Source organism: Mucilaginibacter agri, from assembly GCF_009928685.1.
Taxonomy (GTDB): Bacteria; Bacteroidota; Bacteroidia; order Sphingobacteriales; family Sphingobacteriaceae; genus Mucilaginibacter; species Mucilaginibacter agri.
This window is the reverse complement of record NZ_WWEO01000038.1, coordinates 15,720-40,255: the sequence shown is the minus strand read 5'-3', so window position 1 is coordinate 40,255 and position 24,536 is coordinate 15,720. Positions and strand designations below refer to the sequence as shown.

The window sequence follows — 24,536 nt, the reverse complement described above, 5'->3', positions numbered from 1 at the left end:
TTGGCGTGCATGTGATCGGAGCCTGTTGTAAAGGCAGATATAAGCGGGCTTGCTACCAGTAAAAATATACTGAGTAACAATAATAAGTACCGCATTATAGTAGTTTTCGCCATTAGGGTCAGCAACTGTAGTTTAATTCGCCGGGGCAAATTTGAACTATCGGCCTCACATAATTACGCGTTCACAAAAAGCTTAATTGAAATTTAATATTAATTCAACATTAGCGATGGTTGTTTTAACCAACAAAACACTTATATAGGTGTTTGCGTTTTAACTAACGGAGGGAATTAATATCCCTTATCTTATGTATTTATCAAGCACATTAACATATTAAAACCACCCCATCAATGGCCTCTAAATCAAACATGCGTCTTTTTAATGGCAGTCTAAAAATGGACGAAGCATCATTAAAAAAGGTATTTCTGATACAGCTTAACAATATATACTGCGTTAAAAGCTATCTGGTAGCTAATTTGCCAGTAATGGCCGAAAACGCATCTTTTGCAGATCTTAAAATGGCTATCCTCGAAACTGTAGATGAAATTAAGATCCAATTACTCCGCATGGATGAGATTTTCACCATCCTTGGCGAACTATATGAGCCCCAGCAGTGCCTTGGCGTGCGCTTTCTGACTATCGAAGCTTATGTAGCCATTAAAGCAGAGGGTATGACGCCCCTTGAATCGGATCTAACTATGCTGTGCTTCTTAGATGCCCTAGTAAGCCTGGAAATATCCTGTTTTAAAAACCTCTATAACCTTGCCGACTCTTTGCCTCAAAAAGACCTTCGCTTTTTATTGCAACAAAACCTCGACATGTGTAAAGACAACAAAGAGCTTTACGAGTTAATCTCCAAGGAATATATTAATTAAGTCGTCTACTGCACTATTCCTCTTCGGCTCCCGTTTGGGTGTTTTTGTTGAAGAAATCCTGTTGCAGGTCGTCAATTTCGCGGCGGTCGCGTTTGGTTGGGCGACCAGCACCACGGTCGCGTCTTAACTGCGGCGCCTGGAACATAGATTGAAAACTCCCCTGCTCTTCTACAGGGGTTTGGTCTTCGTAGTATGCGACTGCTTTTTTGGCATCTACACGGCTCTCCAGTAGGTCGGTCACCATAATAATCTTGCGTTCCGGGCCTTTGGATATTTGGTATACTTCGCCAACTTTTACTTCGTGAGCCGGTTTAATATTCTGCCCCGCCAGTTTTACCCGGCCTGCCTTACAAGCTTCGGAAGCAAGGGTACGGGTTTTAAAAATGCGGATAGCCCACAGGTATTTATCTATACGTAATTTCTCTTTCTCTGGCATAATTATTCACACTTATACGGTATTACAAAATGGCTAAATAATTTGCACAGCGTCAAGTGTTGTTTTAAATTATATTTGCAGCAATGGAACTACAAGAAAACGACGATTATAACGAAGAGCCACAGGACGAAGGCTATGATATCGAGATTTACTCGAAACGGGCTATCTGGGGATTTTCGATATTTTTCTCAACTATATTTGGCGGGGTACTGCTAATGATAAACCTCCGTGCTGCGGGCTATAAAAGTGCCGCTAATCTGGTACTGCTGTTCTCTATCCTATATACACTACTAGGGAGCATTGCCTTAAGCATTATAGGCGCAACCAGTGGGGCGTTTGCCATAATATTTAACGGCATAGGCGCAGCTATATTAACGGAGTACTTTTTTAACCGCTATTTCCCCGAAGAAGATTATTATCCGAAAAGCATTGCTACACCATTGCTGATATCCTTTTTGATTTGCATACCAATAGTTATTTTTATGATATATGCACAATCGCATGGACTAGTGCCTGCCAAATAGCTATTTAAAGCAAGATTTTTACTCAAAAAACCGTTACTTTGCGAAAATTTTTATCATGTATTTAGATTTAAAAGAACTAATCGAACAAGCATGGGAAGACCGTGCCCTGCTAGGTGAAAACCAATATATCAATGCTGTTGAAACCATTATCGAGCGCCTCGACAAAGGTGAAGCACGCGTTGCAGAGTGCATTGCCGGCCGCTGGCATGTAAACGAATGGATTAAAAAAGCAGTGCTGATGTATTTCCCTATTATGCAAATGGAGGAAATTAAGGTTGGTCCGTTTGTGTTCCATGATAAAATGAAGCTTAAAACCGACTACAAAAAAACCGGTGTTAGAGTTGTACCTCATGGTATTGCCCGTTATGGAGCTCACCTGGAGAAAGGTGTTATCATGATGCCTTCATACGTAAACATTGGTGCTTACGTAGGCGAAGGCACTATGGTTGATACCTGGGCTACTGTAGGTTCGTGCGCGCAAATCGGCAAGCATGTACACCTGAGCGGTGGTGTTGGTATTGGTGGCGTGTTAGAGCCAGTGCAAGCTGCCCCGGTTATCATCGGCGACAACTGTTTCCTTGGTTCACGCGCTATCGTGGTAGAAGGCGTTCGTTTAGAAAACGAGGTTGTGTTAGGTGCAAACGTAGTACTAACGGCTTCAACCAAAATTATTGATGTTACCGGCGAAGAGCCAGTTGAATATAAAGGTTATGTACCTGCCCGCTCGGTAGTTATCCCAGGCTCGTATGCTAAGAAATTCCCTGCAGGTGAATACCAGGTACCATGCGCCCTGATCATTGGCCAGCGTAAAGAATCAACTGACAAAAAAACCTCTCTTAACGATGCGTTGAGAGAGAATAATGTGGCGGTGTAGTTATTTGTTACATTATCCAAAAGGGTTATAAAAAAGATCCGGTAGCATATGTTACCGGATCTTTTTTATTTAAACAAGTTTCTTTATTGCGGAGGCCTTGTTGGATTAGCTGGTGTGGTTGGAACTGTTGGGCTAGTTGGTGTGGTAGGACTTGTTGGTGTAGTCGGCATTGTTGGCGTAGTTGGGTTTGTTGGTGTCGTTGGCGTGGTAGGATTGGTCGGCGTAGTTGGCGTAGTCGGGCTTGGATAAGTTGGGTTTGGAACGGTAGGGTTGGTAGGCGTTGTAGGCACAGTAGGATTAGGGTTTGTTGGTGTAGGCGTGTTCGGCGGCGTAGTAGGTGATGTAGGGCTAGTTGGTATTTTCTTCGTTTTCTTTACCGGAACAGTGTCCTGCTGCATATTTATTGTCGGCCTTTGATTAAAAATTGATTTGTGACCCGCTGCCATAGCAACTTCTACCGAACAGAATGTTGCGATAGCGATCATAATAATTGCACTTTTCATAACTTCTCACGTATTAATTAATTGATTTAACTAAAAATTAAACAATCATCCAGCAATTTAGTTTGCTAAATCACAGACAACATACCGTTACTACTGTTGATGTTTACACGAAATACATTACTTGTTTTATTGCCAGATGGTGTTACTTTTGCCATAGTTTATGCGAATAGGTTTTGATACAAAGCGGGGTTTTTTAAATCGTACCGGCTTAGGAAACTATAGCAGGTGGCTTATTAATGCCTTAGTTAAGTATCAGCCCGCGAATCAATATTTGCTTTATACTCCCAAGGTTAAGCCTGGTATTTACTCGCCTGATCAGCCTACACAAACCAGGACACCCAAATCAAAATTCTTCACCTCTAAATGGCGCTCAAGTGGTATTGTAAAAGATCTGAAACGTGATGATGTTGAACTTTACCATGGATTAAGCCACGAACTGCCGATTGGTATTAATAAAACGGGGATCAAATCTGTTGTTACAGTGCATGATCTGATCTTTATGCGGTTTCCTCAGTATTTTGGTCGCATTAACCGGTGGATCTATAGAAACAAACTCGTTCACGCCTGCCGGGTAGCAGATAAAATTATCGCCATCAGCCAAAAAACCAAAGACGACCTCATCGAATTGCTTGGCACCTCGCCCGATAAAATTGAGGTGATTTATCAAAGTTGTGACGATAGTTTTAGAAAGCCCCAGTCTGCCGAACAAAAGCAGGCTGTAAAAACTAAATATAACCTGCCCAATCAATATCTGCTGAATGTAGGTACTATCGAACCCCGCAAAAACCTGCTGTTAGCTGTAAAGGCATTTGCGCAAACGGAGGATATTAAATTGGTGGTAGTAGGTAAACCTACAGCTTACCTCGACGAGGTAAAAACTTACATCAATCAAAATGACCTTGCAGATCGCGTGATATTTCTCCACCAGGTACAGTTTCATGAGTTGCCGGCTATTTATCAGCAGGCTATCTGCTTTATTTATCCTTCCAGATACGAGGGTTTTGGTATCCCAATTTTGGAAGCACTAAGCTCTGGCGTACCGGTAATTGGGGCAACAGGGTCGTGTTTGGAAGAAGCCGGCGGACCCGATAGCCTGTACACCGACCCGGATAATGAGTTTCAGCTTGCAGGGCATATTCATCGTGTTTTAACCGACGAAAGTTTGCGGCAAAACATGATTGCGCAGGGTTTACAATATTCGCTTAACTTTGCCGATGATAAACTGGCAGCACAACATGCCGAATTGTATAAAAAAGTACTAAACAATGCTTAGAGACGAAGTAGCCAAGGCTTATAAAGTAATACAGGAGGGTGGCATCATCCTCTATCCTACCGATACCATTTGGGGCATAGGCTGCGATGCAACCAATACAGAGGCTGTAAAAAAAATCTTCGCCCTTAAACAACGTGAGGAAAGCAAAAGCATGATTATTTTGCTGGACGCCGACCATCAAATGGAGCGCTACGTGGCCGAAGTACCGGCCCTGGCGTACGATCTGATTGAGTTTGCCGAAAACCCGCTTACACTGATCATGCCGGGAGCGAAAGGTATTTCGCCGGCATTGATAGCTCCCGACGGCAGCATTGCTATGCGGGTAAGCAAACATCCGTTTTGCCAGCAGCTGATACAGCGTATGCGCAGGCCATTGGTATCAACATCGGCCAACATCAGCGGTGAGCCTTCTCCAAAAAACTTTGGCTTTGTAAGCCAGGAAATTATAGATGGTGTTGATTACGTTGTTGATGTAGACCAGCACGACCTGTCGGAGAAGAAACCATCAACCATTATGAGCCTAGACCCTACCGGCCGGTTCGAATTTATCCGCCGTTAATTTATACTGTTATTGCAAATCTATAATCGCTAAATTTGCAACGGCATGGTAATGCCATCCATTTGCATGAAAAACCATCTTAAACATCCTGTATTTTCTATAATTTCCAAACTTGCTGGTAAAAACAACTTACAGGTATATGCTATTGGTGGTTTTGTTCGCGACATTTTTTTAAGCCGCCCATCTAAAGATATCGACATTGTGATATTGGGCAACGGTATCGATTTTGCCGAACAGGTTGCTGCGGCGCTTAAAGTAAAGCTTTCGGTATTTAAAAATTTCGGCACTGCCATGCTTCGCTATCAGGACATTGAAGTGGAGTTTGTTGGGGCACGAAAAGAATCATACCGGGCCGACTCGCGCAAACCTATTGTAGAGAACGGCACCCTGGATGATGATCAGAAGCGCCGCGATTTTACGATCAATGCGCTGGCCATATCGTTGCATCCGGATACATTCGGTCAACTGATCGACCCCTTTAATGGCATCGGCGACCTGGAGAATAAACTGATCCGTACACCGCTCGATCCTGCCGAGACTTTTTCTGACGATCCATTGCGGATGATGCGGGCTGTAAGATTTGCATCACAGCTTAACTTTGATATCGCGGAGGATGCGATCGAGGCTATCAAGCTCAATAAAGATCGTATTAAAATCGTTTCGCAAGAGCGGATTACGGACGAACTGAACAAAATCATCCTTTCGCCCAAACCGTCCATCGGTTTTAATTATTTATTTGATACTGGTTTACTGCACATAATTTTTCCGCAAATGACCAATCTGTATGGTGTAGAATACATTAACGGAAAAGGGCATAAGGACAATTTTTACCACACGCTGCAGGTACTGGATAATATTACTATCGATACAAACGACCTTTGGTTACGCTGGGCTGCCATATTACACGATATTGCCAAACCCGCTACCAAGCGCTTTGAACCCGGCCACGGCTGGACTTTCCATGGCCACGAAGACCGCGGTGCCCGCATGGTGCCCAAGATATTTACGCAACTTAAACTACCGCTTAATGAGCACATGAAATTTGTGCAGAAGCTGGTACAGTTGCACCTTCGCCCTATTGTGCTGGCGCAGGATGTGATCACAGATTCGGCGGTACGCAGGCTGCTTTTTGAGGCTGGCGACGATGTGGAGAGCCTGATGATGCTCTGTAAAGCAGACGTAACCACCAAAAATGAGTACAAGGTTAAGAAGTATCGTAACAATTTTGAGCTTGTTCAGCAAAAATTAAAAGACGTTGAAGAACGTGACAAGGTACGTAACTGGCAGCCTCCGGTTACAGGTACCGATATTATGCAACTATTTGGCATTAAGGAAGGACGCGAGGTAGGTATTATCAAAAATCAGATACGCGAAGCCATACTCGAAGGCGACATTGCCAACACCCGTGAAGCGGCAATTGCCTTCACAATTGCAAAAGGAACAGAAATTGGCTTAAAAGTTGTGGCAAACACATTTTTGAATTAAAGTATTATTTTTGGCAAAAATCCACAAAACACAAAATGGCAATATATAGGTTCAAGGTTACATTTGAAGATTATGATGATGTTTCGAGAGAGATAGATGTAAAATCGAATCAAACTTTCGAAGAGTTGCACGCTGCTATACATCAGGCAACGGGCTATAACCCCGATTATTCTTCTTCATTTTATGTAAGCAATGATCAGTGGACCAAAGGCGAAGAAATTGCCTATAAACCCAACGAACGCAAAGTTAACCGAGGCGTTGCTTTAATGGAAAAATCTAAACTGAGCAACTTCATCGACGACCCACATCAAAAATTCTATTATACCTTTAATTTCGACAGGCCTTTTGACTTCCATGTTGAATTGATCAAAATCCTGAACGAAACCGCAGGCGTAACTTATCCGAGCGTATTTAAAAGCGTAGGCGAAGCACCTAAACAATTTGGAAACGTTTTGGGCTCTACCGTTATACCTCCAACCAGCGAAGAATTTGATTTCCTGAACGAGATGGAATTTAACCCCGAGGATGCAGAAGATTTTTCGGAAGTTAAAGATACCGGGTTAGGGATGGCCGAAGAGGAAGAAGAAGAGAGCTCTGAGGAAGAGGAAGATGAATTTGGCAACGAATTTTCTGATAACGAAGGCTTCGACGACGACGAATACGGTGGTGGTCGCAAAGGCGGTAGTCACGACGATTATTAATTTTAAGATCGGTAAATGAACCTATACATTCATTTATCAACCATAAATGCATAACAATAAAACTTTAATTGTAGTAGCCGGCCCAACTGCCGTTGGCAAAACGGCTGCTGCAATTAAATTAGCACAACATTACCATACCGCCATCATCTCTGCCGACTCGAGGCAGTTTTTCAAAGAGATGTCTATCGGCACGGCAAAGCCCTCCCCTGTTGAACTGGCCGCAGCAAAACATTACTTCGTAGATTCGCATTCTATCACAGACTCATTTAACGTCGGCGATTTTGAAACGGAAGGCTTAAAACTATTAGATGAGCTTTTTAAAATCCATGATGTAGTAATAATGGCAGGAGGTTCTGGCTTGTACATCAAAGCCATATGCGAAGGGTTTGACCAACTCCCCGTGGCCACACCCGAAACCCGCGAACGGCTGAATTCTGAACTTACTGAAAAAGGAATAGGGTATCTGCAAGAGAAATTAGCAGCCGCAGATCCTGTTTACTATAACGAGGTAGACCGCAGCAATCCGCAACGCCTAATAAGAGCGTTAGAGGTGTTTGAAACAACGGGGAAGCCTTTCTCATCATACCGAACCGCAGGCAAGCACCGCAGGCCTTTTAACATCATTAAAATAGGTTTAAACCTGCCGCGCGAACAACTATATAATCGCATTAATGAGCGTGTAGATATCATGGTGGCCGAGGGCTTGATAAAAGAAGCCAAAGATCTCACACACTACCGCGATGTAAATGCTTTAAAAACAGTTGGCTATAACGAGCTATTCGATTACTTCGACGGCAACACGGATATGCACACCGCAATAGAGCTCATTAAACAACATACCCGGCAATTTGCCAAACGCCAGCTTACCTGGTTTAATAAAGATAAAGAGATAGTTTGGGCTAACCCGTTTGAGGATGATTTGATTAAACTAACAGAAACACTAATGGGCAAATAACCTCATTGCCCGCCAATAACCTGTTTACTTTCGTAGTTGTTTTTAAAATATCGGTTCATTTATTGGCCTTTTAATCATTTTGTGCAGCTAGGTATCCTTCGCGAATGAATATCCTGAACAAATCGTAAACTTTCTTTTTAATTTCCCATATTCATATTTTACAAAACACTGCAAATCAGGTAATTAAATATAAAAAATGCAATTACAGACAATTAAATTGCAACTCCGTGTACAGTAAACTGGCAATTTCGCTCTAAAACCAACCGCTCTAAACACGGCGTAAATCATAGAAAAATCGCTTCAAACCCGACCTTCTATGAAAAATCACTTTATCTGCGGTTTAATTGCCTGCATGGTAATTTTCACCGCCTGTCAAAAAGGAGATCCGCTTAACCCAATTAAATTCGAGCCCGGCCCGGGTGTCGCTGTTGCCCCTGTTCCGCATGATTCTACCTATTATGTTTATCCAAAGGGCTACACTGAAGAAAATGCCTTTTTAAAACCGTTACATTTGGGGGTGCCCGCTTATCTTACCCCTACAAAAGATATTATTGACGCCAATTTTATCCCTGCCTTAAAAAGTACTCTGGTAACGGCTGTATCGCTAACTAAAAGTCACCCCGAGCTTTTGAAAACGAGTGCCGTTAATATAATTAACGTTACTGCCACATCTGATATGTATGTAACGTTTTTACTTACCAAAGGAGGGTACAAAAACTCAATAGCTTACTACATTTTCAAAACTGCCAATCCACCGAAAACAACGTTTGGAGGTAGCGATCATGGGGCGATGGATACGATCACCTATATTTTTCCAAATACCCTTTCAATGAAAGCAGGCGACAAATTTAAGATAGGAACACTAGCCGCAGGGATGTCTATAGGCTTTGTATTATTATACAATAGCTGGAACGGCAGTTCGATAGATACTAAAGGGATAAAATACTACAGCCAGGATACGTTGAACGCAGAAAAGCCATCACTAAAGAGACATTCTATATTATTTTACGATAAATCGAAAGACCTATATATTGTAGCTTTTGAACGCGCCAGCAGAGAATTTTCGGACAGTGATTTCTGTGATGAAATTTTCTACGTAACATCAAACAAAAAGAATAGCATTGCTTCGGCAAATATTGCCCTCTTTAACAGCGGCGAAAACTAACGTACTCTCTTAACTTAAACAAGCCACAATAGCGTCTATGAGGTGCTTGGTTTCTTGCGGGTCTTTGGTTTGGATGCATTTAGCTCCGGTTGTTACAGCGGGATGATCATTACCACCTTCAAACAGTGCATCGCCAATAAACAACATTTCATCAATAGAGATCTTTAGTACGTCGCGCAATTTATACATACCGTATGCTTTGTCAATACCCGGCTTAGTTATATCAATAGAGGTAGCACCGCCCAGTTGTACTGCAAATTCGGGAATTAACTTATCAAGTATTTGTTTAATCTTTTTGCGCTTCGCAAAGTCGGGATCCCAGGCCTTTTTAGGTTCTAGCGGCGCTTGCTGGCCAAGAGCAGAAAACGAGATTTGGCTTTGGCGATCTTCTACCTGTTCGCCCCAAATTTTCTCCGCCTTAAAACCCGATTCTTCTACGGCTTTATTTAGTGAATCGATGATCTTTTTCTTCTCGGCATCGGTAAAATCTTCGGAGTAAAGCTTCTTCCAACCCGCAGGGTCATACTGATAAAACTTAGTACCACAGGTTGGCAATATCGATAGCTTTTGGAGTTTACTGTCGGCCGGCAAATGTGCTATCACCTGTTTATCAAACTGAGGCCAGTCGCCACCCGATATAATGGCTACCTGCGCCACGTTTAATAACTGGTTAAACAATTGGGCCATTTCCGTATCAATAGCTGCCTTACTTTCGGCAAGCGTTCCGTCCAGATCAAATACTATTAGTTTTTTCATTCACTGCGTGCAGGCTGGTAGCCATACTACACAATCAATACTTATCCGGGTTTATTGTTTTCGTTAAGGTTAAAATTTTAGTGGCTCGCCTGGAAACAGCGAAGCCGGCTTTAATACCGGCTTCGCTGTTTTTTATTATTAAGCTTAGTCTTGCAGATTTAGCAAATATTGCCCATAGCCACTCTTTACATACTTTTGAGCAATTTTAGTTAAATGCTCGCGATCTATAAAACCACGACGGTAAGCAATTTCCTCGATGCAACCAATTTTAGTTGCCTGGCGTTTCTCTATCACCCGGACGAATTCTGTTGCATCACTTAGTGAATCAAACGTACCGGTATCCAGCCATGCTGTGCCACGGTCCATTACCCCAACGTGCAGATTATCTTGCTCCAGGTAATATTTGTTAACGTCCGTAATCTCGTATTCGCCACGTGGCGAAGGTTTAATATTTTTGGCCACCTCAACTACACTGTTATCGTAAAAATATAAACCAGGCACAGCATAGTATGATTTAGGCTTTAAAGGTTTCTCTTCAATAGATAGCGCCTTAAAATCTTTATCAAACTCAACTACGCCGTAACGCTCAGGGTCAGATACTGCATATGCAAATATGGCCGCACCATCTACATCATTAAAGCTGCGGATCAGTTCGCCAAAGCCGGTACCGTGGAAAATGTTGTCGCCTAATATCAGTGCCACCTTATCGTCGCCAATAAAATCGGCACCGATAACAAAGGCCTGTGCAAGACCGTTAGGATTTTCCTGCACTGCATATTCAAAGCGGCAGCCAAGATCGCTACCATCTCCCAGTAAACGCTTAAAACCAGCATTATCCTCAGGAGTAGTAATAATCAATATTTCTTTAATATCTGCCATCATTAATATCGATAGCGGATAATAGATCATGGGCTTATCATAAATAGGCATTAATTGCTTACTTATTGCCTTTGTAATGGGGTATAAACGAGTGCCGGATCCACCGGCAAGTATAATTCCTTTCATTTATTATAATGCTTTAATACACGCTATTAAACTATCTCTCCAATACGGAATGTTGAGGTTAAATGTTGACTTTATTTTCGATTTATCCATTGCCGAAAATTTAGGCCGGGTAGCCTTGGTGGGATACTCAAATGTTTTGATCGGGTTTACCTTGATCTCTACTCCTGCAATATCAAAAATATTCACAGCAAAATCATACCATGATGTTACCCCTTCATTACTGTAGTGGTAAACACCATATTGCTGATTATCATTTTTAATAATGTGTAGTATCGCGGCGGCTAAATCAATGGCATATGTTGGTGTGCCAACCTGGTCGGCAATAATGTTAAGCTCGGTTCTTCCCGAAGCTAGTTTTAACATTGTTTTTACAAAATTATTGGCAAATTCTGAGTACAACCAACTGGTGCGCAATATATAGTACTGCTCGGTATGTTCCTCAATAACCTGCTCGCCCTCCAACTTGGTAAGGCCGTAAACGCTGATGGGAAGGGTTTCATCCTCCTCATTTAACAATTTCGGTGTGTCTCCCTGAAATACAAAATCGGTAGAAATATGAACAAGTGTACTGTTGTACTGCTTACAAAGCTTTGCCAGGTTTTCTGCCCCGTCTCTATTTACCTTTCGGGCTGCGTCGGCTTCATCTTCGGCTTTATCAACCGCAGTATAGGCAGCACAATTGATAATGTATTGAGGCTGATGCCTTTTGAACAGTTCGGTTAGTGCTGGAATATTTAGAATATTTGCCTCACCTTCGGCAGGAAATATAATACCTTCAAATCCCGTTCGTTCGGCTACAGCTGTGAGGCACTGGCCTAATTGCCCCGAACCACCAAATACTAAGGTTTTAGTCATTATTAATATACGTAGTTTAACAATTTAGGATTTTGCATTGAGATGACCAAAAAGCGTATCTTCAACAATGTGGCATATAATATGCCCAATAAGTATATGTGCTTCCTGTATACGCGGGGTTTCAGACGATGGTACTTTGATACAAATATCACACAGATCGGCCATTTTACCGCCGCTTTCGCCTGTAAGGCCAATGGTTTTAATGCCCTTCTCTTTGCAAGCTTCCAGGGCTTTAATAATATTTGGTGAATTGCCAGAGGTAGATAAGCCTATAAAAACATCGCCTGCATTGCCCTGCGCCTGCACCTGGCGGGCAAAAAGACGCTCGAAACCATAATCATTACCAGTTGCGGTAAGCATAGACGTATCGGTAGTTAACGCAATAGACGGTATGCCGGGGCGATCAAAATTAAACCTTACTACAAACTCGGCAGCAATGTGTTGGGCATCCGCAGCGCTGCCGCCGTTACCGGCAACAAGCGTTTTATTATTATTGCGATAAGCCTGTATAACTAATTCTGTTGATTGCAGAATTGTGTTAACTAATGCTTTATCGTTCAAAAGCCTCTTCTTGGTATCTATTGATGCACTTATGTGCGCTTCTATTAAGGACAGCATATGATTTAAAAAGCAGTAAATGTATAATATCTTTAAGACAAAAAGCCGGGTAAACCCAGCTTTTTGTCTCTTCATTTTATACAGTTAACCAAATTTTCGGCTATTTGTTGTAGTAAGTAAAGTCTTTATGTTTGATCTCGTGCTCAGGCAGCGATTTAAAATACTCGTAAGTGATCTTTAAGCCTTCTGCTCTGCCCACTTTTGGTTCCCAGCCCAGTAAAGCTTTCGCTTTGGTAATATCCGGTCTCCTTTGTTTAGGATCGTCTGTTGGCAACGGTAAACTGATCAGTTCCTGATCTGTACCTGTTAACTTAATGATCTCTTCTCCAAACTGGCGAATAGTGATCTCATCGGGGTTACCGATGTTTACAGGGCTGGCGTAATCGCTGTGCAGTAAGCGGTAGATGCCTTCTATCAGATCATCCACATAACAGAACGAACGGGTTTGTGAACCATCTCCAAATACAGTTAATGGTTCGCCTCGCAAAGCCTGGCCGATGAATGCCGGCAATACGCGTCCGTCGTTCAGGCGCATCCTTGGGCCATAAGTATTGAAGATCCTTACAATGCGGGTTTCAACACCGTGGAAGGTATGATAAGCCATGGTTATAGCTTCCTGAAAACGTTTAGCTTCGTCATATACTCCCCTCGGACCTACCGGGTTCACATTACCCCAGTATTCTTCAGGCTGAGGATTGATATTCGGATCGCCATATACTTCAGAAGTTGAAGCGATAAGCATCCGCGCTCCCTTAGCTTTCGCTAAACCCAGCAGGTTGTGGGTTCCTAATGAACCTACTTTTAATGTCTGGATTGGGATTTTAAGGTAGTCGATCGGGCTGGCCGGCGACGCAAAGTGCAGGATGTAGTCCAGCTCGCCAGGCACATGCACAAACTTAGACACATCGTGATTGTAAAACTCAAAGTTTTCCAGTTTAAACAAATGCTCTATATTGCGCAGGTCGCCGGTGATCAGGTTATCCATCGCAATTACATGGTAATCTTCTTTGATAAACCTATCGCACAGGTGCGATCCTAAAAAACCGGCTGCTCCGGTAATCAGTACTCTTTTTCTTGACATAAAACCCTAATTTGTTGATGAGGTAATTTGTTGATTTGTCAATCAGACCATGGCCTATTGTCTATAGCCCATGGTCTGTAATTCTATAATTATCCTACTACTTTTCTACCGATACTGTTATAGTAGAAACCGCAGTCGATCATTTTTTCCAGATCGTAAAGGTTACGACCATCAAAAACAACTTTGGCTTTTAAAGCACTGCTTAGTTTATCAAAATCAGGCGTTCTGAATAAAGACCACTCGGTTAAGATCAACAAGGCATCGGCATTTTCTAATGTATCATAAGGATTGTTACCATAAGCAATTTTATCGCCAACAACGCCTTTGATATTAGGCATAGCCTCAGGGTCAAAAGCTTTAACAGTTGCTCCGGCAGCAATTAATTCGTCAATGATGTACAAAGCCGGTGCTTCGCGGATATCATCGGTTTCCGGTTTAAAGGCTAAGCCCCAAAGTGCAAAGTGTTTGCCTTTGATATCGCCGTTATAATATTTCTTTACTTTTTCAACTAATACCTTTTTCTGGATCTCATTAACGCTCATTACAGAGTTAAGGATCTTAAAATCGTAGTTATTTTCTTCTGCAGATTTTGCTAAAGCCTGTACATCTTTAGGGAAACAGCTACCGCCATAACCAATACCTGCAAATAAAAATCTCTTACCGATACGCTCGTCGGCGCCGATACCGCGGCGCACCATATCCACATCGGCACCAACAAGCTCGCACATGTTGGCGATCTCGTTCATGAAAGATATTTTGGTGGCAAGGAAAGAGTTAGCCGCATATTTAGTTAACTCCGAAGAGCGCTCGTCCATAAAAATAACCGGGTTTCCCTGGCGAACATATGGGCCATAAAGCTCAGCCATTAATTTGCGGGCACGCTCATCTGTAGTACCTACAACAACTCTATCTGGCTTCATAAAGTCCTCAACCGCAACACCTTCGCGTAAAAATTCAGGATTTGACACCACAGCATATTCGATAGTAGTTTCGGCAGCCATTACCGCTCTAACCTTATCTGCGGTACCCACAGGCACGGTTGATTTGGTTACGATAACTTTATAGTCGGTGATAATTTTGGCGATGTCTTTAGCAGCTCCTAATACATAGCTTAAGTCTGCAGCACCATCACCACCCGGAGGGGTTGGTAATGCCAGGAAAATAATTTTAGCATCTGCAATTGCACTGGCCAAATCGGTTGTAAAATGTAACCGACCCTGGCTAATGTTGCGATGAAATAATTGTTCCAGACCAGGTTCGTAGATGGGCAGTTCGCCTGCCTTCATTTTTTCTACCTTTTGTACGTTGATATCAACGCAGGTTACATCATTTCCCGTTTCTGCTAAACAAGTACCTGTTACAAGGCCTACATAGCCTGTGCCTACTACTGCTATCTTCATGATTGTTTCGTTTTAAAATAGGATTCTATTATATATTTTTTTGAGTGTCGTTATTTAGTGGCTGATGTAACCTGCCATTTTTTTAAAAAATCCTGATACGCCAGCGCAATACCTTCCTCTAACTCTATAGTATGTTTCCAACCCTTGCTGTGCAACTTGGTTACGTCCATTAACTTGCGTGGTGTACCGTCGGGCTTAGAGGTATCAAATTTAATTTCGCCCTCGTAACCAACTATCTTTTTAATTAGCAATGCGAGATCCTTGATGGAGATGTCTTCGCCGGTGCCGATATTTACGAGACCTTTTTCGTCGTAGTTTTCCATCAGATAGAAACATGCCTCGGCCAGATCATCGGCAAACAAAAACTCACGTTTTGGCGATCCGGTTCCCCAAATTGTTACATCAGCAGCACCTGTATCTTTTGCTTCATGAAAGCGGCGGATTAATGCCGGCAATACATGCGAATTTTGAGGGTGATAATTATCATTGTAACCATACAAATTAGTAGGCATTACCGATATAAAATTACACCCGTACTGATCGCGGTAAGCATCGCACATTTTAATACCCGCAATTTTAGCAATTGCGTAAGGCTCATTCGTTTCCTCTAGCGGGCCGGTTAGCAGATAATCTTCTTCCAGCGGCTGAGGCGCCATTTTGGGGTAAATACAGCTCGAGCCCAGGAACATCAGTTTTTTTACCCCGTTTACGTAAGACGAGTTAATAACGTTATTCTGTATCTGCAGGTTGTCATATAAAAACTCAGCGCGGTAAGTATTATTAGCAACTATACCCCCCACTTTTGCAGCTGCCAGAAAAACGTAATCGGGCTTCTCTTGCGCAAAAAATTCTGCTACGGCCTCCTGGTTACGCAGATCAAGTTCTGACGAAACACGGGTGACGAAATTGTGATAACCTTCCTTTTCTAGCTTTCGGTATATTGCCGAACCAACCATACCACGGTGGCCAGCAATATAGATCTTTGCATTTTTTTCCATAAATGCCTGTTATTCGTACTGATTTTTAATTGCATAACCAGAAGCCTTTAACAACTTCTCGCGTTGGAATAATTCCACATCGGCTACAACCATTTCGCTAACCAGCGCCTGCAAATCGTATTTCGGTTTCCAGCCCAGTTTCTCGTTACACTTGCTCGGATCGCCAATTAGCAAATCAACTTCTGTAGGTCTGAAATATTTAGGGTCAACACAAACAACCTCTTTACCAACTTCTACCTGGTACTCTGCTTTGCTGCAGCTTACTATATATCCTTTTTCGTCAACACCTTCACCTCTAAATTCAACTGTAATACCTACTTCGGCAAATGCCATGCGCACGAAATCACGCACGTGAGTAGTGATACCGGTAGCAATTACAAAATCCTCAGGTTTCTCTTGCTGAAGAATCAGGTACATTGCCTCAACATAATCTTTAGCATGGCCCCAATCGCGTTGAGCGTCCAGGTTACCCAGGTAAAGTTTATCTTGCAGATTTAACGCAATTTTAGCCACCGCACGGGTGATTTTACGGGTAACAAAGGTTTCGCCTCTTAAGGGACTCTCGTGATTGAACAAGATACCGTTGCAAGCATACATATCGTAAGCTTCGCGATAGTTAACTGTAATCCAATAGCCATATAATTTAGCCACTGCGTACGGTGAACGGGGATAAAACGGCGTAGTTTCTGATTGAGGCACTGCCTGTACCAAACCATACAGTTCGGAAGTTGATGCCTGGTATATTTTAGTCTTTTTTGTTAAGCCTAACAGACGAACGGCTTCTAAAACTCTTAACGTACCAATACCATCGGCATTAGCGGTGTACTCAGGCGTTTCGAAACTTACCTGTACGTGCGACATTGCACCCAGGTTATAGATTTCATCTGGCTGTACCTGTTGTACTATACGGATGATGTTGGTAGAGTCTGACAGGTCTCCATAATGAAGAAAAAAGTTCTTGTTTGATTCGTGAGGATCCTGATACAGGTGATCAATCCTATCGGTATTAAACAAAGAACTTCTACGTTTTATACCGTGTACTTCGTATCCTTTTGATAATAATAGATCAGCCAGGTAAGCTCCATCCTGTCCGGTAATTCCTGTTATTAATGCCTTTTTTTTCATTTATGGTAACTATGTTTTCTTTGCCGAAAATATGTCGGGCCGACGAGATCAGCTTCTAATTTACTTATTTATATTTATACCAGCTCTTTTTGTTCTGCAGACACATCGTTCATAAAAGTCTGCATAATACCATCGATATTTAAATATTTGATGGCGTATTCTCTCGAGTTGGTTCTTTTAGCCTCCACATCGGCGGCTGTTTTTACCGCCTGTATTTTTTCTACCAGCGCTTTACGGTCTTCAGGCGGAATAATGTACCCCACATCATATTTGTTAATAACGTTATAAAGCGAGGTATCCTCAGCTGCAGTAACAATGCTTACTCCACCAACCGCAAGTATGGTTGTAAGTTTCGATGGCATAACCAGATCACCTGCGTTTGATTTTTGCAGAACGAGGTGAAAATCTGCCATATTTAAAAACTTGTTGAATACTTCTTTATCCTGCACAGGCAAAAAGCTAACATTAGTTAATGATCTCGCTTGTGCAAGTTCTATCAGTTTTTCTCTGTAAGGCCCGGAGCCACAAATTACAAACTTGATATTGGCATCGTGCTGAAGCTCTTCTGCAGCGAAAATAATATTTTCCAGCCCCTGTTTCTCGCCAATTGCACCCGAATATAAATATATAACATCATCTAACGAAAACCCCCAATCCATCTTGAGCATTTTACGGTCGTCCAATGGCGAAAAGAAAGAGGTGTCTGCCCAGTTTGGAAAAAACAACACCTTTTTATCTACCTTTTCTTCGATCTTTTTAATCATTCCATCGGATATACTACTCACAAAATCGGCACTATCGAGAATGGTCTTCTCCATTTTATACAAACGGCTGAACATTGTTTGGTTCGACAGAATATTAAGGTCTTGAGCTGCCTCAATCTGCAAATCCTGAATGTGATAAACCAATTTTCCCCCACTCAGCTTGCGCAACATTAACCCCAAATAGGCTAAATGGAAAGGAGGCGCAACTGTTATAATCAGATCAAATTTCTTCTTAAAAAGTATAAGCTTAAATACCTGCCAAATTTTGGATGTCCAGAAAGACATATCCTGAACCATTCTCTTTTTTCCGGTTGGATCAGCCGGTGTATAGGACGGGCAACGGTAAACAGTAACGGGCAATTTGCCCGGCTGCTCTATAACTTCTTTTTTATACCACCACCAACTATTATGATAAGGTGCTTGCACCTTCCATTGTGGATAATACGGAAATGTGGTTACTACTGTACAATCATATCCATGTGATGATAACCAGGATATCATTTCGCCATTGTACTTACCGATACCAGTTGGTTCCGGTGCAAAATTATGACCTATTAACAGAACTTTTTTAATCACCATCGTTCCTTAATAAATACTGGCGGATTGCCTTTATAAATACTATTTGCATTCAAATCACCTGTTACAACAGAACCGGCCGAAACTACGGTGTCTACACCAACAGTGACCCCCGGACCAACAAAACAACATGCCCCTACCCATACACCATCTTTTAACGTGATGGCACCATTTCGGTACGGCATGGCAGGATCTTTATAATTATGATTACCTCCACACAAAAATGCACGCTGCGAAACGCACACGTCATTCCCTATTGTTAGTAATTCGAAATTCAACAACAAGGCCTCCTCGCCTATCCAAACATCGTTACCTAAATCCAATTTCCACGGAAAATGAATGTTAACACGTGGTTTAATTACCACTCCGTTACCCACCCTGGCACCAAACATTCTCAACAACCAACATTTTAAACTGCTTGGGAATGGGAAAGCACTCAAAAAGAATAACATTTTAAAAAGATACCAAATGGTTTCTTTAATCTTGCCGGCGCCACGGTTAAAGCCTGTTGCGCTAAAGGCCCCTAACTTAACTTTTGATATCGGATCCGTTGTGGCAACTGACATATTACGCTGTCTCTCCTAATTTTTCCGCTTCAATCAGCCTGATGGCTAACAGCATTTCAACCATCGTTCTTTGCAATGTATAGTGCCAGCCGGCCCAACCTTTAAATATTAATCCTTTTGCGAACAAGCAATAAAAGAATACGAGGAAGGGGGCAAATATCTTAGTTTTTCTTAATTTAGAATTGAGGCCTAACTTGCTATTATCAGTCTCCAAAAGCATTTTACACTCTTTTAATGAATACCCCGATTGGTTGCTTAGCCACCGGGTTAACGCCTTACGATCATCATGCCATATTAAGGTTTTATATGACCCCGTTTCGCCGTTAATGCGCAATCGTTGTGTATGGCCGTCGTCAAAATATCTGCAATCTGCTTTTGTAAATAGCACCGGTCTTGGTTGTGTATTATTACGTTTAAGACGGTGACCGAAAACCAAAAACTCAAATCCAGCCTCATATGCAGCTTTTTCGCCGGTTGCAATGATTTGCTTTGTCTCGGCGATAAAATCTTCAGGAAGTACGTAATCTGAATCGAGACTTAGTACCCATTTGGTTTCAAGAAGATCCAATCCATAATTCCATTGATTTGCGTGGGTATCAAATATGCGCTGGTGAACCTGTAAGTTGGGATATTGTGCAGCAATTTTTAAGGTGCCATCAGTACTAAAACTATCCAAAACAACCACCTTATCTAACCAGGTTAGTTTATCGAGAACTCTTTTAAGGTTTGGTTCTTCATTTTTTGTCAGAATTAGTGCTTGTAATAACTCCGGCTGTACGGTATCCATTGTTCCAAAGATAATAATAAATGGTTTAGATTATAAAAACGTCAAGAAATAATACTCAAAATTATCATTTACAACCCTATTTCGACTTTTTCTTAATCAACTTGCAACAAACAGAATTTATAATATTTTGCGATATTCTCTTATATAATCATTGATAAGCTTTTTCTCTGCAAAAACTTTTGCAATGGTTGTTCTCCCTTCTTCTCGAATTCTTAACCGCTTTGTTTTATCCCGGTGTGCCTCATCTATTTTAGACAAAATACTTTCCATCTGCAGCGAGGTTACCCACCCCATGTTCTCTTTCGCCACGAAGCTTGATAAAGCAACGTCATGCGATACCAGCACAGCGGTACCCATATGTAAGGATTCGACTACCACGTTGGCAAAATTTTCATTGTAGGACGTAAGCACAAACAAATCGGCATTCATCAATTCCGTGAATTTCTGTTCTCTATTTTGCCAGCCTAGCCATTCTATTTTTGATGTTATGCCCAATTTTTCTGCCAGCGACTTCAGTTCTTCAATGTATGCGTCGTCTCCAGAGCCAGCAATTTTAAGCAGCACGTTGAAACTAAGCCTGCTAATCGCTTCCATCAAAAGTTCTATACCCTTTTTGGGATGAATACGCGACATAAAGATCATCGTAAATACAACATTATCGGCCGGTTTGATTTCTACGTTGGGAAGAGACAATATGTTGGGTATTACAAAACCTTTCCAGCCGGGTATTATTTCTTCACACTCTTTGTACTCCGTATCTGCAGTTGCATGAAAATAAGATTTGCCCAGGGTTGACTTACCAACTGTGTTATGAATAAGCTTTTTGGCCGCGCTTTGCCCCGAATTTATAATGTAATTACTCAGCATACCTCGCGGTGAGACTATAAATTTCACTCCCTTTTTATAACAGATATAAGCTGCGTAAACAACCAGAGGATTCCACCACGACTGGATATGCACCAGATCATATTGTTTAACAGTTTTACGTAATTGCCTCCACAAGGCAGGCGAAAGGTGTGTATGATCTTTGGTGATGCGTTTAAAGTAAGTTACTAAAACGCCATCCACATTTACCTCCTCATTCACATTTACTGGAAGCTCCGTTGCTCCGTTGGCAGTTGTGGTATACACATGTACTTCGTTTCCCGCTTCGGCAATACCTTCACAAAGTTTGGCTACCGATTCAATTGGCCCGCCGTAAACATATGCAGGTTTATAGGAAGGAACTATATACAGAATTTTCATGATGGTAAGATAGATGGATATTGTCTATGGATTATTTCGTACACCCATCAACAATCTTTTGATAAATAGCTTCTATTTGTTGAATAGCAGTTTGCAGATTAAAACGGTTTACGTTTTCGAGCCCGGCATCGATGATTTCTTTCCTACTTTCGACATCAAGATTAAGAACCTTGTCCAGCACTTTAGCGCTTTCGTTATCCCAGTCGCCAACATTAGCCGAAGGTCGCCTAGAAATATAAAAGGCTGCATTGCCCCCAACCTCGTTCATCGGCGCCTCGCCCGTTGTAATAACTGGTGCTCCAGATGCCATTGCCTCGGCAATAGGCCAACCAAATCCTTCCGCAAGCGACGGAAACAAAAATAGCGATGCACCGGTGTAGGCTTGCTTTACAAAGGCATCATCCTTACCACTCAGCAAATAAATATCATTTTTATAGGGCGATGCCTCCCGCTTAGTAGCCAATTTTACATTAGCTTCAGGCCCAAACATCAACAAAGGGATGCCGCCGCCATATTTTTTACACCAAGCATCATAGATCTCTATTACGCCCATTCTATTCTTGTACCATTGATTGCCCCCCACATGCAAAATATAGCCCTTACTCAGGTCGACGTTGATGTGCTTACCGATAACCTCACGTGCGGTATTTACATCTTGGAGTACAAATGAAGGGTTGAGGCCATTATAGACCATATCCGAAATTTGCGGTGCTGCTTTTAAAAATCGGTGCAAATCATACTGTGTTTTCTGTGATACCGAAATAAAGTTCTTACCCCGCTGATACCCCCTACGAATATAGGCCTGGTATTTTTTACCGCTCGCACTTGTCGGGTTTTCAGGAATCTCATTCAATGCCGAGCGCTGAGCCAGAAAATCGTGGCAATGTATTACGTGCGGCCTATCTGCAACCAATGGTATCCACGGGCCTAAGGCATGATCGGTAAATACAAAAAGTGTTTCTTTACCCGATTCTTTCTTCAGCTTTCGCACCAGCATTGGAAACAAGATGTACTGATCTATATAGCCCATCCACTTTTTTAAACTTTGCGGAACCGGCAACTTGAAGAATCTTGCCTCGGGCATCAGAACTTTAACAGCATGCCCTCTCTTCTGCATGCCATCGGCCAGCATATTGGCAAAACGCGGCATGCTTTGTGAACCGAGAAAAGACGGGTGGGTAAAGAAAAAAATTCGCATATATCTATATGAACCGCTTTTATTAGTTAAGCTTTCGTTGATTAGAACTTTTTGAGGCTGCCAACACCAATCCAATACTTAAGATACTGAAACCTAATGATGTTGGTTGAGCCCAGTTAGCCTGCGGCCCCTGAAGCAGGCTGTATCCAAGTAGTGTCCAAGGCAAAACATCTCCAATAGAAAGTCTTCTATATGCCTTTAAAACGGTCTCTAAACTCAAAGAAAACCTAACGAAAATAACGGTTACCCCCATTAATGTTCCCAACTCTGCAATCATTCTACCCCACTCTCCCTCAGCAATACCAGAAATTAAAGTACCGGTTAGCAGCTTACTTCCGACATTAGTAAATATTCCTGCCCCATAACCGAAAAAGGGAATGTTTGATGAAGACGAAAATATATTAAGCATCCCCCCCAAATACCGCCCCCCTAAAGTTCCCTGTACCCCGCCTTCCTGTTCGCTAGCAGTGTTAAAACGGCTTATAAATGCATTCGTTGCAGTTTGAAAAAAAGGTAACTGATTTAAAATTGCAATCAAGGTCAATAATCCAACAAATGCGCCTAACAACCTAATTAAATACTTAGGCTTTCTGGTTGTTGACACCACTACAAAAAAAGCGACAACTAAAACAGAAAAAAAGAGCTGGCGTCTGTACTTAATGAATTTACAAATATAGAGAGTATATCCCCTTGCCCTATCTTAGGTACATACGCCTTGGCAACGTCAACTGTATCCTTCTGGTCTGCTGTTTTTTGAAAATAAGTAATTTTCTTCTCATTGAAACAAGAAGAAAACAATATAAACACGAAAAGATATAGTACTATCTTAAATCTACTCTTTTTATACATTTGATATATAAATATTCCTTGAGAATGGGCTCAATTAAATTATAGTTAATAAAGGAACAAGCGATATTATCGCGCATTAAAATTTACGCCTGTCCAATAGTCCCACCAAAGTTCATAGAAAACCCTGAGTTTTCGTCTTGAACTTTTATGCGCCCGTTAGCGGCTTCAAATTTCTCGATATTTTCTTTTAACGCCGTTAACAACCTCTTCGCATGTTCAGGGGTGACGATAATTCTAGACTTGACTTTGGCTTTTGGTACGCCAGGAACTACCCGAATAAAATCAAGTACAAACTCCGCATTTGAATGTGTAATGATAGCCAAATTAGAATAAATCCCTTCTGATATTTCTTCCGAGAGTTCAATATTTAACTGAGATTCATTTTGCTCTTCCATACATAGAATTGGCTCTTTTAATCGCCTTTATTTCACAAATTTATCAATTAAAGTGAACTTTCTTTATAATTTTACTTAAAAATTGCTTTTTAATCATCAACATTATATTTCATAGGTTTTTTGCGTTAAAATTTATTTATGAATATGTTAAAAATGCCCGATTATATCGTTACAGGCTATTTTTTACAAAAAATTTATCTATCATTACGTTTCGTTTGCATTTTATCATTTAAACATATATAATTTTACTAAAAAATTAATGCCTGTGAAAAAATCTTTCTTTTTAATTACAATAGTTGCTTTGAGCATATTTACTAGTAAAGTCAAAGCTCAACATTATAATAATACTTATAGAGAAGATAGTTGGCATGTTACTATCGGACCTGATTTCTTAGCGATAGTTAACCCCACTTCGCAGGCTATCGATCCTCCCAGCGCGGGTTCTACAACTAAGGTTGTAAACTATAGTCGCTTAGGTATTGGAGGCAGTATTCATGCTGAATATTACCCAAGTCCATTTGTAGGACTTACTATTGGTACTGGAGGAGAGTTCATCCCTGCAGCCTCAAATAACAGAAGTGATGTTAAGGATCTGTTTCTGGTTCCGGTAAAAATTGGCGCTAAAGCATTCTTTTCCCAGTCGTGGTATCTTGGTGCAGAAGCGGGTATCGCTTATGCGAGTGTGGCTTATAAAGATTCGCACAGACCATTACTTGTGTCTCCTCAGCTTGGTTATAATGATAATGATACAGGTTGGGATATCAACCTTCGCTATGAAGTAATGCACGGCAAAAATCAATATATGAGCATGTTTGGATTGCATGTAGCTTACTCCTTCGATCTTTCAAAAGGATATTAAAATATTTTTCTTAATTAACAAAAGCGCCCGGTAGTAAATACTACTGGGCGCTTTTGTTTTCGGCTATATTATAAGCTAACAGAGGCAACATTTTTATAACTGTCAGAGCTTC

27 protein-coding genes are annotated in these 24,536 nt (G+C 41.6%); 10 read left to right on the top strand and 17 right to left on the bottom strand.

From position 1 onward, the window contains the following. Positions 1–347 precede the first annotated feature (347 nt). Positions 348–872, top strand: a complete 525-nt coding sequence (locus GSY63_RS03510; protein ID WP_166584439.1) for a DUF892 family protein — start codon at positions 348–350, stop codon at positions 870–872. 13 nt (positions 873–885) lie between these two features. On the opposite strand, the gene GSY63_RS03505 is transcribed toward GSY63_RS03510, so the two are convergent. Beyond that, a complete protein-coding gene (locus GSY63_RS03505) occupies positions 886–1,308 on the bottom strand; it encodes an RNA-binding S4 domain-containing protein (protein ID WP_166584438.1) in 423 nt (140 codons plus the stop codon). 83 nt (positions 1,309–1,391) lie between these two features. Here GSY63_RS03505 and GSY63_RS03500 point away from each other — a divergent pair, with 83 nt between their 5' ends. Beyond that, on the top strand, positions 1,392–1,832 hold the full coding sequence (locus GSY63_RS03500) for a hypothetical protein (protein WP_166584437.1): 441 nt from the start codon (positions 1,392–1,394) through the stop codon (positions 1,830–1,832). 55 nt (positions 1,833–1,887) lie between these two features. Further along, entirely contained in the window at positions 1,888–2,706 is an 819-nt protein-coding gene (locus tag GSY63_RS03495; RefSeq protein ID WP_166584436.1) for a 2,3,4,5-tetrahydropyridine-2,6-dicarboxylate N-succinyltransferase, read from the top strand. Positions 2,707–2,789: 83 nt separating this feature from the next. Here GSY63_RS03495 and GSY63_RS03490 read toward each other — a convergent pair whose 3' ends face one another. After that, the gene (locus tag GSY63_RS03490) at positions 2,790–3,209 is read right to left on the bottom strand and encodes a hypothetical protein (RefSeq protein WP_166584435.1); all 420 of its coding nucleotides are present in this window, start codon (positions 3,207–3,209) and stop codon (positions 2,790–2,792) included. A 160-nt stretch (positions 3,210–3,369) separates the two neighbouring features. On the opposite strand from GSY63_RS03490, the gene GSY63_RS03485 reads away from it, so the two are divergent. The 6 genes from GSY63_RS03485 (at position 3,370) to GSY63_RS03460 (ending at position 9,347) form a co-directional block, all read left to right on the top strand. After that, positions 3,370–4,482 (top strand): glycosyltransferase family 4 protein, encoded by a 1,113-nt coding sequence (locus GSY63_RS03485; RefSeq protein ID WP_166584434.1) that lies wholly within the window; start codon positions 3,370–3,372, stop codon positions 4,480–4,482. Continuing rightward, complete coding sequence (locus GSY63_RS03480) at positions 4,475–5,041, top strand: L-threonylcarbamoyladenylate synthase (RefSeq protein ID WP_166584433.1); 567 nt, start codon at positions 4,475–4,477, stop codon at positions 5,039–5,041. Before GSY63_RS03485 ends, GSY63_RS03480 begins: the two co-directional genes overlap by 8 nt. A gap of 66 nt (positions 5,042–5,107) precedes the next feature. Continuing rightward, positions 5,108–6,526, top strand: coding sequence for a CCA tRNA nucleotidyltransferase (locus GSY63_RS03475; protein WP_166584432.1), 1,419 nt, complete (start codon positions 5,108–5,110; stop codon positions 6,524–6,526). A 35-nt stretch (positions 6,527–6,561) separates the two neighbouring features. Beyond that, positions 6,562–7,227, top strand: a complete 666-nt coding sequence (locus GSY63_RS03470) for a plasmid pRiA4b ORF-3 family protein (protein WP_166584431.1) — start codon at positions 6,562–6,564, stop codon at positions 7,225–7,227. Between the two features lie 46 nt (positions 7,228–7,273). Then, complete coding sequence (miaA, locus tag GSY63_RS03465) at positions 7,274–8,182, top strand: tRNA (adenosine(37)-N6)-dimethylallyltransferase MiaA (protein ID WP_166584430.1); 909 nt, start codon at positions 7,274–7,276, stop codon at positions 8,180–8,182. A 316-nt stretch (positions 8,183–8,498) separates the two neighbouring features. After that, on the top strand, positions 8,499–9,347 hold the full coding sequence (locus GSY63_RS03460) for a DUF4114 domain-containing protein (protein WP_166584429.1): 849 nt from the start codon (positions 8,499–8,501) through the stop codon (positions 9,345–9,347). Between the two features lie 9 nt (positions 9,348–9,356). Here the strand turns inward: GSY63_RS03460 and GSY63_RS03455 are convergent, their stop codons facing one another. The 15 genes from GSY63_RS03455 to GSY63_RS03385 all read right to left on the bottom strand — a co-directional run bounded on the left by GSY63_RS03455 (position 9,357) and on the right by GSY63_RS03385 (position 23,565). Further along, positions 9,357–10,103 (bottom strand): HAD-IIB family hydrolase, encoded by a 747-nt coding sequence (locus tag GSY63_RS03455; protein ID WP_166584428.1) that lies wholly within the window; start codon positions 10,101–10,103, stop codon positions 9,357–9,359. A 144-nt stretch (positions 10,104–10,247) separates the two neighbouring features. Then, on the bottom strand, positions 10,248–11,108 hold the full coding sequence (rfbA, locus tag GSY63_RS03450) for a glucose-1-phosphate thymidylyltransferase RfbA (protein ID WP_166584427.1): 861 nt from the start codon (positions 11,106–11,108) through the stop codon (positions 10,248–10,250). A 3-nt stretch (positions 11,109–11,111) separates the two neighbouring features. Then, positions 11,112–11,963 (bottom strand): dTDP-4-dehydrorhamnose reductase, encoded by an 852-nt coding sequence (gene rfbD / locus GSY63_RS03445; RefSeq protein ID WP_166584426.1) that lies wholly within the window; start codon positions 11,961–11,963, stop codon positions 11,112–11,114. Positions 11,964–11,987: 24 nt separating this feature from the next. Continuing rightward, positions 11,988–12,581 carry a D-sedoheptulose 7-phosphate isomerase gene (gene gmhA2, locus GSY63_RS03440; RefSeq protein ID WP_208094452.1) on the bottom strand — a complete coding sequence of 198 codons (594 nt, stop codon included), beginning with the start codon at positions 12,579–12,581 and terminating at the stop codon, positions 11,988–11,990. A 100-nt stretch (positions 12,582–12,681) separates the two neighbouring features. Further along, positions 12,682–13,662, bottom strand: a complete 981-nt coding sequence (locus GSY63_RS03435; protein WP_166584424.1) for a UDP-glucuronic acid decarboxylase family protein — start codon at positions 13,660–13,662, stop codon at positions 12,682–12,684. 89 nt (positions 13,663–13,751) lie between these two features. Continuing rightward, complete coding sequence (locus GSY63_RS03430) at positions 13,752–15,062, bottom strand: UDP-glucose dehydrogenase family protein (protein ID WP_166584423.1); 1,311 nt, start codon at positions 15,060–15,062, stop codon at positions 13,752–13,754. A gap of 50 nt (positions 15,063–15,112) precedes the next feature. Beyond that, positions 15,113–16,060 (bottom strand): GDP-L-fucose synthase, encoded by a 948-nt coding sequence (gene fcl / locus GSY63_RS03425; protein WP_166584422.1) that lies wholly within the window; start codon positions 16,058–16,060, stop codon positions 15,113–15,115. A 9-nt stretch (positions 16,061–16,069) separates the two neighbouring features. Beyond that, the gene (gene gmd / locus GSY63_RS03420; RefSeq protein ID WP_166584421.1) at positions 16,070–17,185 is read right to left on the bottom strand and encodes a GDP-mannose 4,6-dehydratase; all 1,116 of its coding nucleotides are present in this window, start codon (positions 17,183–17,185) and stop codon (positions 16,070–16,072) included. Between the two features lie 74 nt (positions 17,186–17,259). Then, positions 17,260–18,528, bottom strand: coding sequence for a WcaI family glycosyltransferase (locus GSY63_RS03415; RefSeq protein ID WP_166584420.1), 1,269 nt, complete (start codon positions 18,526–18,528; stop codon positions 17,260–17,262). After that, the gene (locus GSY63_RS03410; RefSeq protein ID WP_166584419.1) at positions 18,522–19,091 is read right to left on the bottom strand and encodes a WcaF family extracellular polysaccharide biosynthesis acetyltransferase; all 570 of its coding nucleotides are present in this window, start codon (positions 19,089–19,091) and stop codon (positions 18,522–18,524) included. The genes GSY63_RS03415 and GSY63_RS03410 overlap by 7 nt, the downstream gene beginning before the upstream one ends. Position 19,092: 1 nt before the next feature. Continuing rightward, the gene (locus GSY63_RS03405; RefSeq protein ID WP_166584418.1) at positions 19,093–19,878 is read right to left on the bottom strand and encodes a glycosyltransferase family 2 protein; all 786 of its coding nucleotides are present in this window, start codon (positions 19,876–19,878) and stop codon (positions 19,093–19,095) included. 117 nt (positions 19,879–19,995) lie between these two features. After that, on the bottom strand, positions 19,996–21,123 hold the full coding sequence (locus GSY63_RS03400) for an XrtY-associated glycosyltransferase XYAG1 (protein ID WP_166584417.1): 1,128 nt from the start codon (positions 21,121–21,123) through the stop codon (positions 19,996–19,998). 31 nt (positions 21,124–21,154) lie between these two features. Then, entirely contained in the window at positions 21,155–22,321 is a 1,167-nt protein-coding gene (locus GSY63_RS03395; RefSeq protein WP_166584416.1) for a glycosyltransferase, read from the bottom strand. Positions 22,322–22,343: 22 nt separating this feature from the next. After that, entirely contained in the window at positions 22,344–22,889 is a 546-nt protein-coding gene (locus tag GSY63_RS03390) for a hypothetical protein (protein WP_166584415.1), read from the bottom strand. 364 nt (positions 22,890–23,253) lie between these two features. Beyond that, entirely contained in the window at positions 23,254–23,565 is a 312-nt protein-coding gene (locus GSY63_RS03385; RefSeq protein ID WP_166584414.1) for a DUF3467 domain-containing protein, read from the bottom strand. A gap of 265 nt (positions 23,566–23,830) precedes the next feature. Here GSY63_RS03385 and GSY63_RS03380 point away from each other — a divergent pair, with 265 nt between their 5' ends. Then, positions 23,831–24,424 carry a hypothetical protein gene (locus GSY63_RS03380; protein ID WP_166584413.1) on the top strand — a complete coding sequence of 198 codons (594 nt, stop codon included), beginning with the start codon at positions 23,831–23,833 and terminating at the stop codon, positions 24,422–24,424. The last annotated feature ends 112 nt before the right edge of the window (positions 24,425–24,536 follow it).

What these genes read in the sequence shown, in the direction of transcription:
- GSY63_RS03510 (WP_166584439.1), top strand. Translation starts at nt 348, where the DNA reads ATGGCCTCTAAATCAAACATGCGTCTTTTTAATGGCAGTCTAAAAATG.
- GSY63_RS03505 (WP_166584438.1), bottom strand. Translation starts at nt 1,308, where the DNA reads ATGCCAGAGAAAGAGAAATTACGTATAGATAAATACCTGTGGGCTATC.
- GSY63_RS03500 (WP_166584437.1), top strand. Translation starts at nt 1,392, where the DNA reads ATGGAACTACAAGAAAACGACGATTATAACGAAGAGCCACAGGACGAA.
- GSY63_RS03495 (WP_166584436.1), top strand. Translation starts at nt 1,888, where the DNA reads ATGTATTTAGATTTAAAAGAACTAATCGAACAAGCATGGGAAGACCGT.
- GSY63_RS03490 (WP_166584435.1), bottom strand. Translation starts at nt 3,209, where the DNA reads ATGAAAAGTGCAATTATTATGATCGCTATCGCAACATTCTGTTCGGTA.
- GSY63_RS03485 (WP_166584434.1), top strand. Translation starts at nt 3,370, where the DNA reads ATGCGAATAGGTTTTGATACAAAGCGGGGTTTTTTAAATCGTACCGGC.
- GSY63_RS03480 (WP_166584433.1), top strand. Translation starts at nt 4,475, where the DNA reads ATGCTTAGAGACGAAGTAGCCAAGGCTTATAAAGTAATACAGGAGGGT.
- GSY63_RS03475 (WP_166584432.1), top strand. Translation starts at nt 5,108, where the DNA reads ATGAAAAACCATCTTAAACATCCTGTATTTTCTATAATTTCCAAACTT.
- GSY63_RS03470 (WP_166584431.1), top strand. Translation starts at nt 6,562, where the DNA reads ATGGCAATATATAGGTTCAAGGTTACATTTGAAGATTATGATGATGTT.
- miaA (WP_166584430.1), top strand. Translation starts at nt 7,274, where the DNA reads ATGCATAACAATAAAACTTTAATTGTAGTAGCCGGCCCAACTGCCGTT.
- GSY63_RS03460 (WP_166584429.1), top strand. Translation starts at nt 8,499, where the DNA reads ATGAAAAATCACTTTATCTGCGGTTTAATTGCCTGCATGGTAATTTTC.
- GSY63_RS03455 (WP_166584428.1), bottom strand. Translation starts at nt 10,103, where the DNA reads ATGAAAAAACTAATAGTATTTGATCTGGACGGAACGCTTGCCGAAAGT.
- rfbA (WP_166584427.1), bottom strand. Translation starts at nt 11,108, where the DNA reads ATGAAAGGAATTATACTTGCCGGTGGATCCGGCACTCGTTTATACCCC.
- rfbD (WP_166584426.1), bottom strand. Translation starts at nt 11,963, where the DNA reads ATGACTAAAACCTTAGTATTTGGTGGTTCGGGGCAATTAGGCCAGTGC.
- gmhA2 (WP_208094452.1), bottom strand. Translation starts at nt 12,581, where the DNA reads ATGCTGTCCTTAATAGAAGCGCACATAAGTGCATCAATAGATACCAAG.
- GSY63_RS03435 (WP_166584424.1), bottom strand. Translation starts at nt 13,662, where the DNA reads ATGTCAAGAAAAAGAGTACTGATTACCGGAGCAGCCGGTTTTTTAGGA.
- GSY63_RS03430 (WP_166584423.1), bottom strand. Translation starts at nt 15,062, where the DNA reads ATGAAGATAGCAGTAGTAGGCACAGGCTATGTAGGCCTTGTAACAGGT.
- fcl (WP_166584422.1), bottom strand. Translation starts at nt 16,060, where the DNA reads ATGGAAAAAAATGCAAAGATCTATATTGCTGGCCACCGTGGTATGGTT.
- gmd (WP_166584421.1), bottom strand. Translation starts at nt 17,185, where the DNA reads ATGAAAAAAAAGGCATTAATAACAGGAATTACCGGACAGGATGGAGCT.
- GSY63_RS03415 (WP_166584420.1), bottom strand. Translation starts at nt 18,528, where the DNA reads ATGGTGATTAAAAAAGTTCTGTTAATAGGTCATAATTTTGCACCGGAA.
- GSY63_RS03410 (WP_166584419.1), bottom strand. Translation starts at nt 19,091, where the DNA reads ATGTCAGTTGCCACAACGGATCCGATATCAAAAGTTAAGTTAGGGGCC.
- GSY63_RS03405 (WP_166584418.1), bottom strand. Translation starts at nt 19,878, where the DNA reads ATGGATACCGTACAGCCGGAGTTATTACAAGCACTAATTCTGACAAAA.
- GSY63_RS03400 (WP_166584417.1), bottom strand. Translation starts at nt 21,123, where the DNA reads ATGAAAATTCTGTATATAGTTCCTTCCTATAAACCTGCATATGTTTAC.
- GSY63_RS03395 (WP_166584416.1), bottom strand. Translation starts at nt 22,321, where the DNA reads ATGCGAATTTTTTTCTTTACCCACCCGTCTTTTCTCGGTTCACAAAGC.
- GSY63_RS03385 (WP_166584414.1), bottom strand. Translation starts at nt 23,565, where the DNA reads ATGGAAGAGCAAAATGAATCTCAGTTAAATATTGAACTCTCGGAAGAA.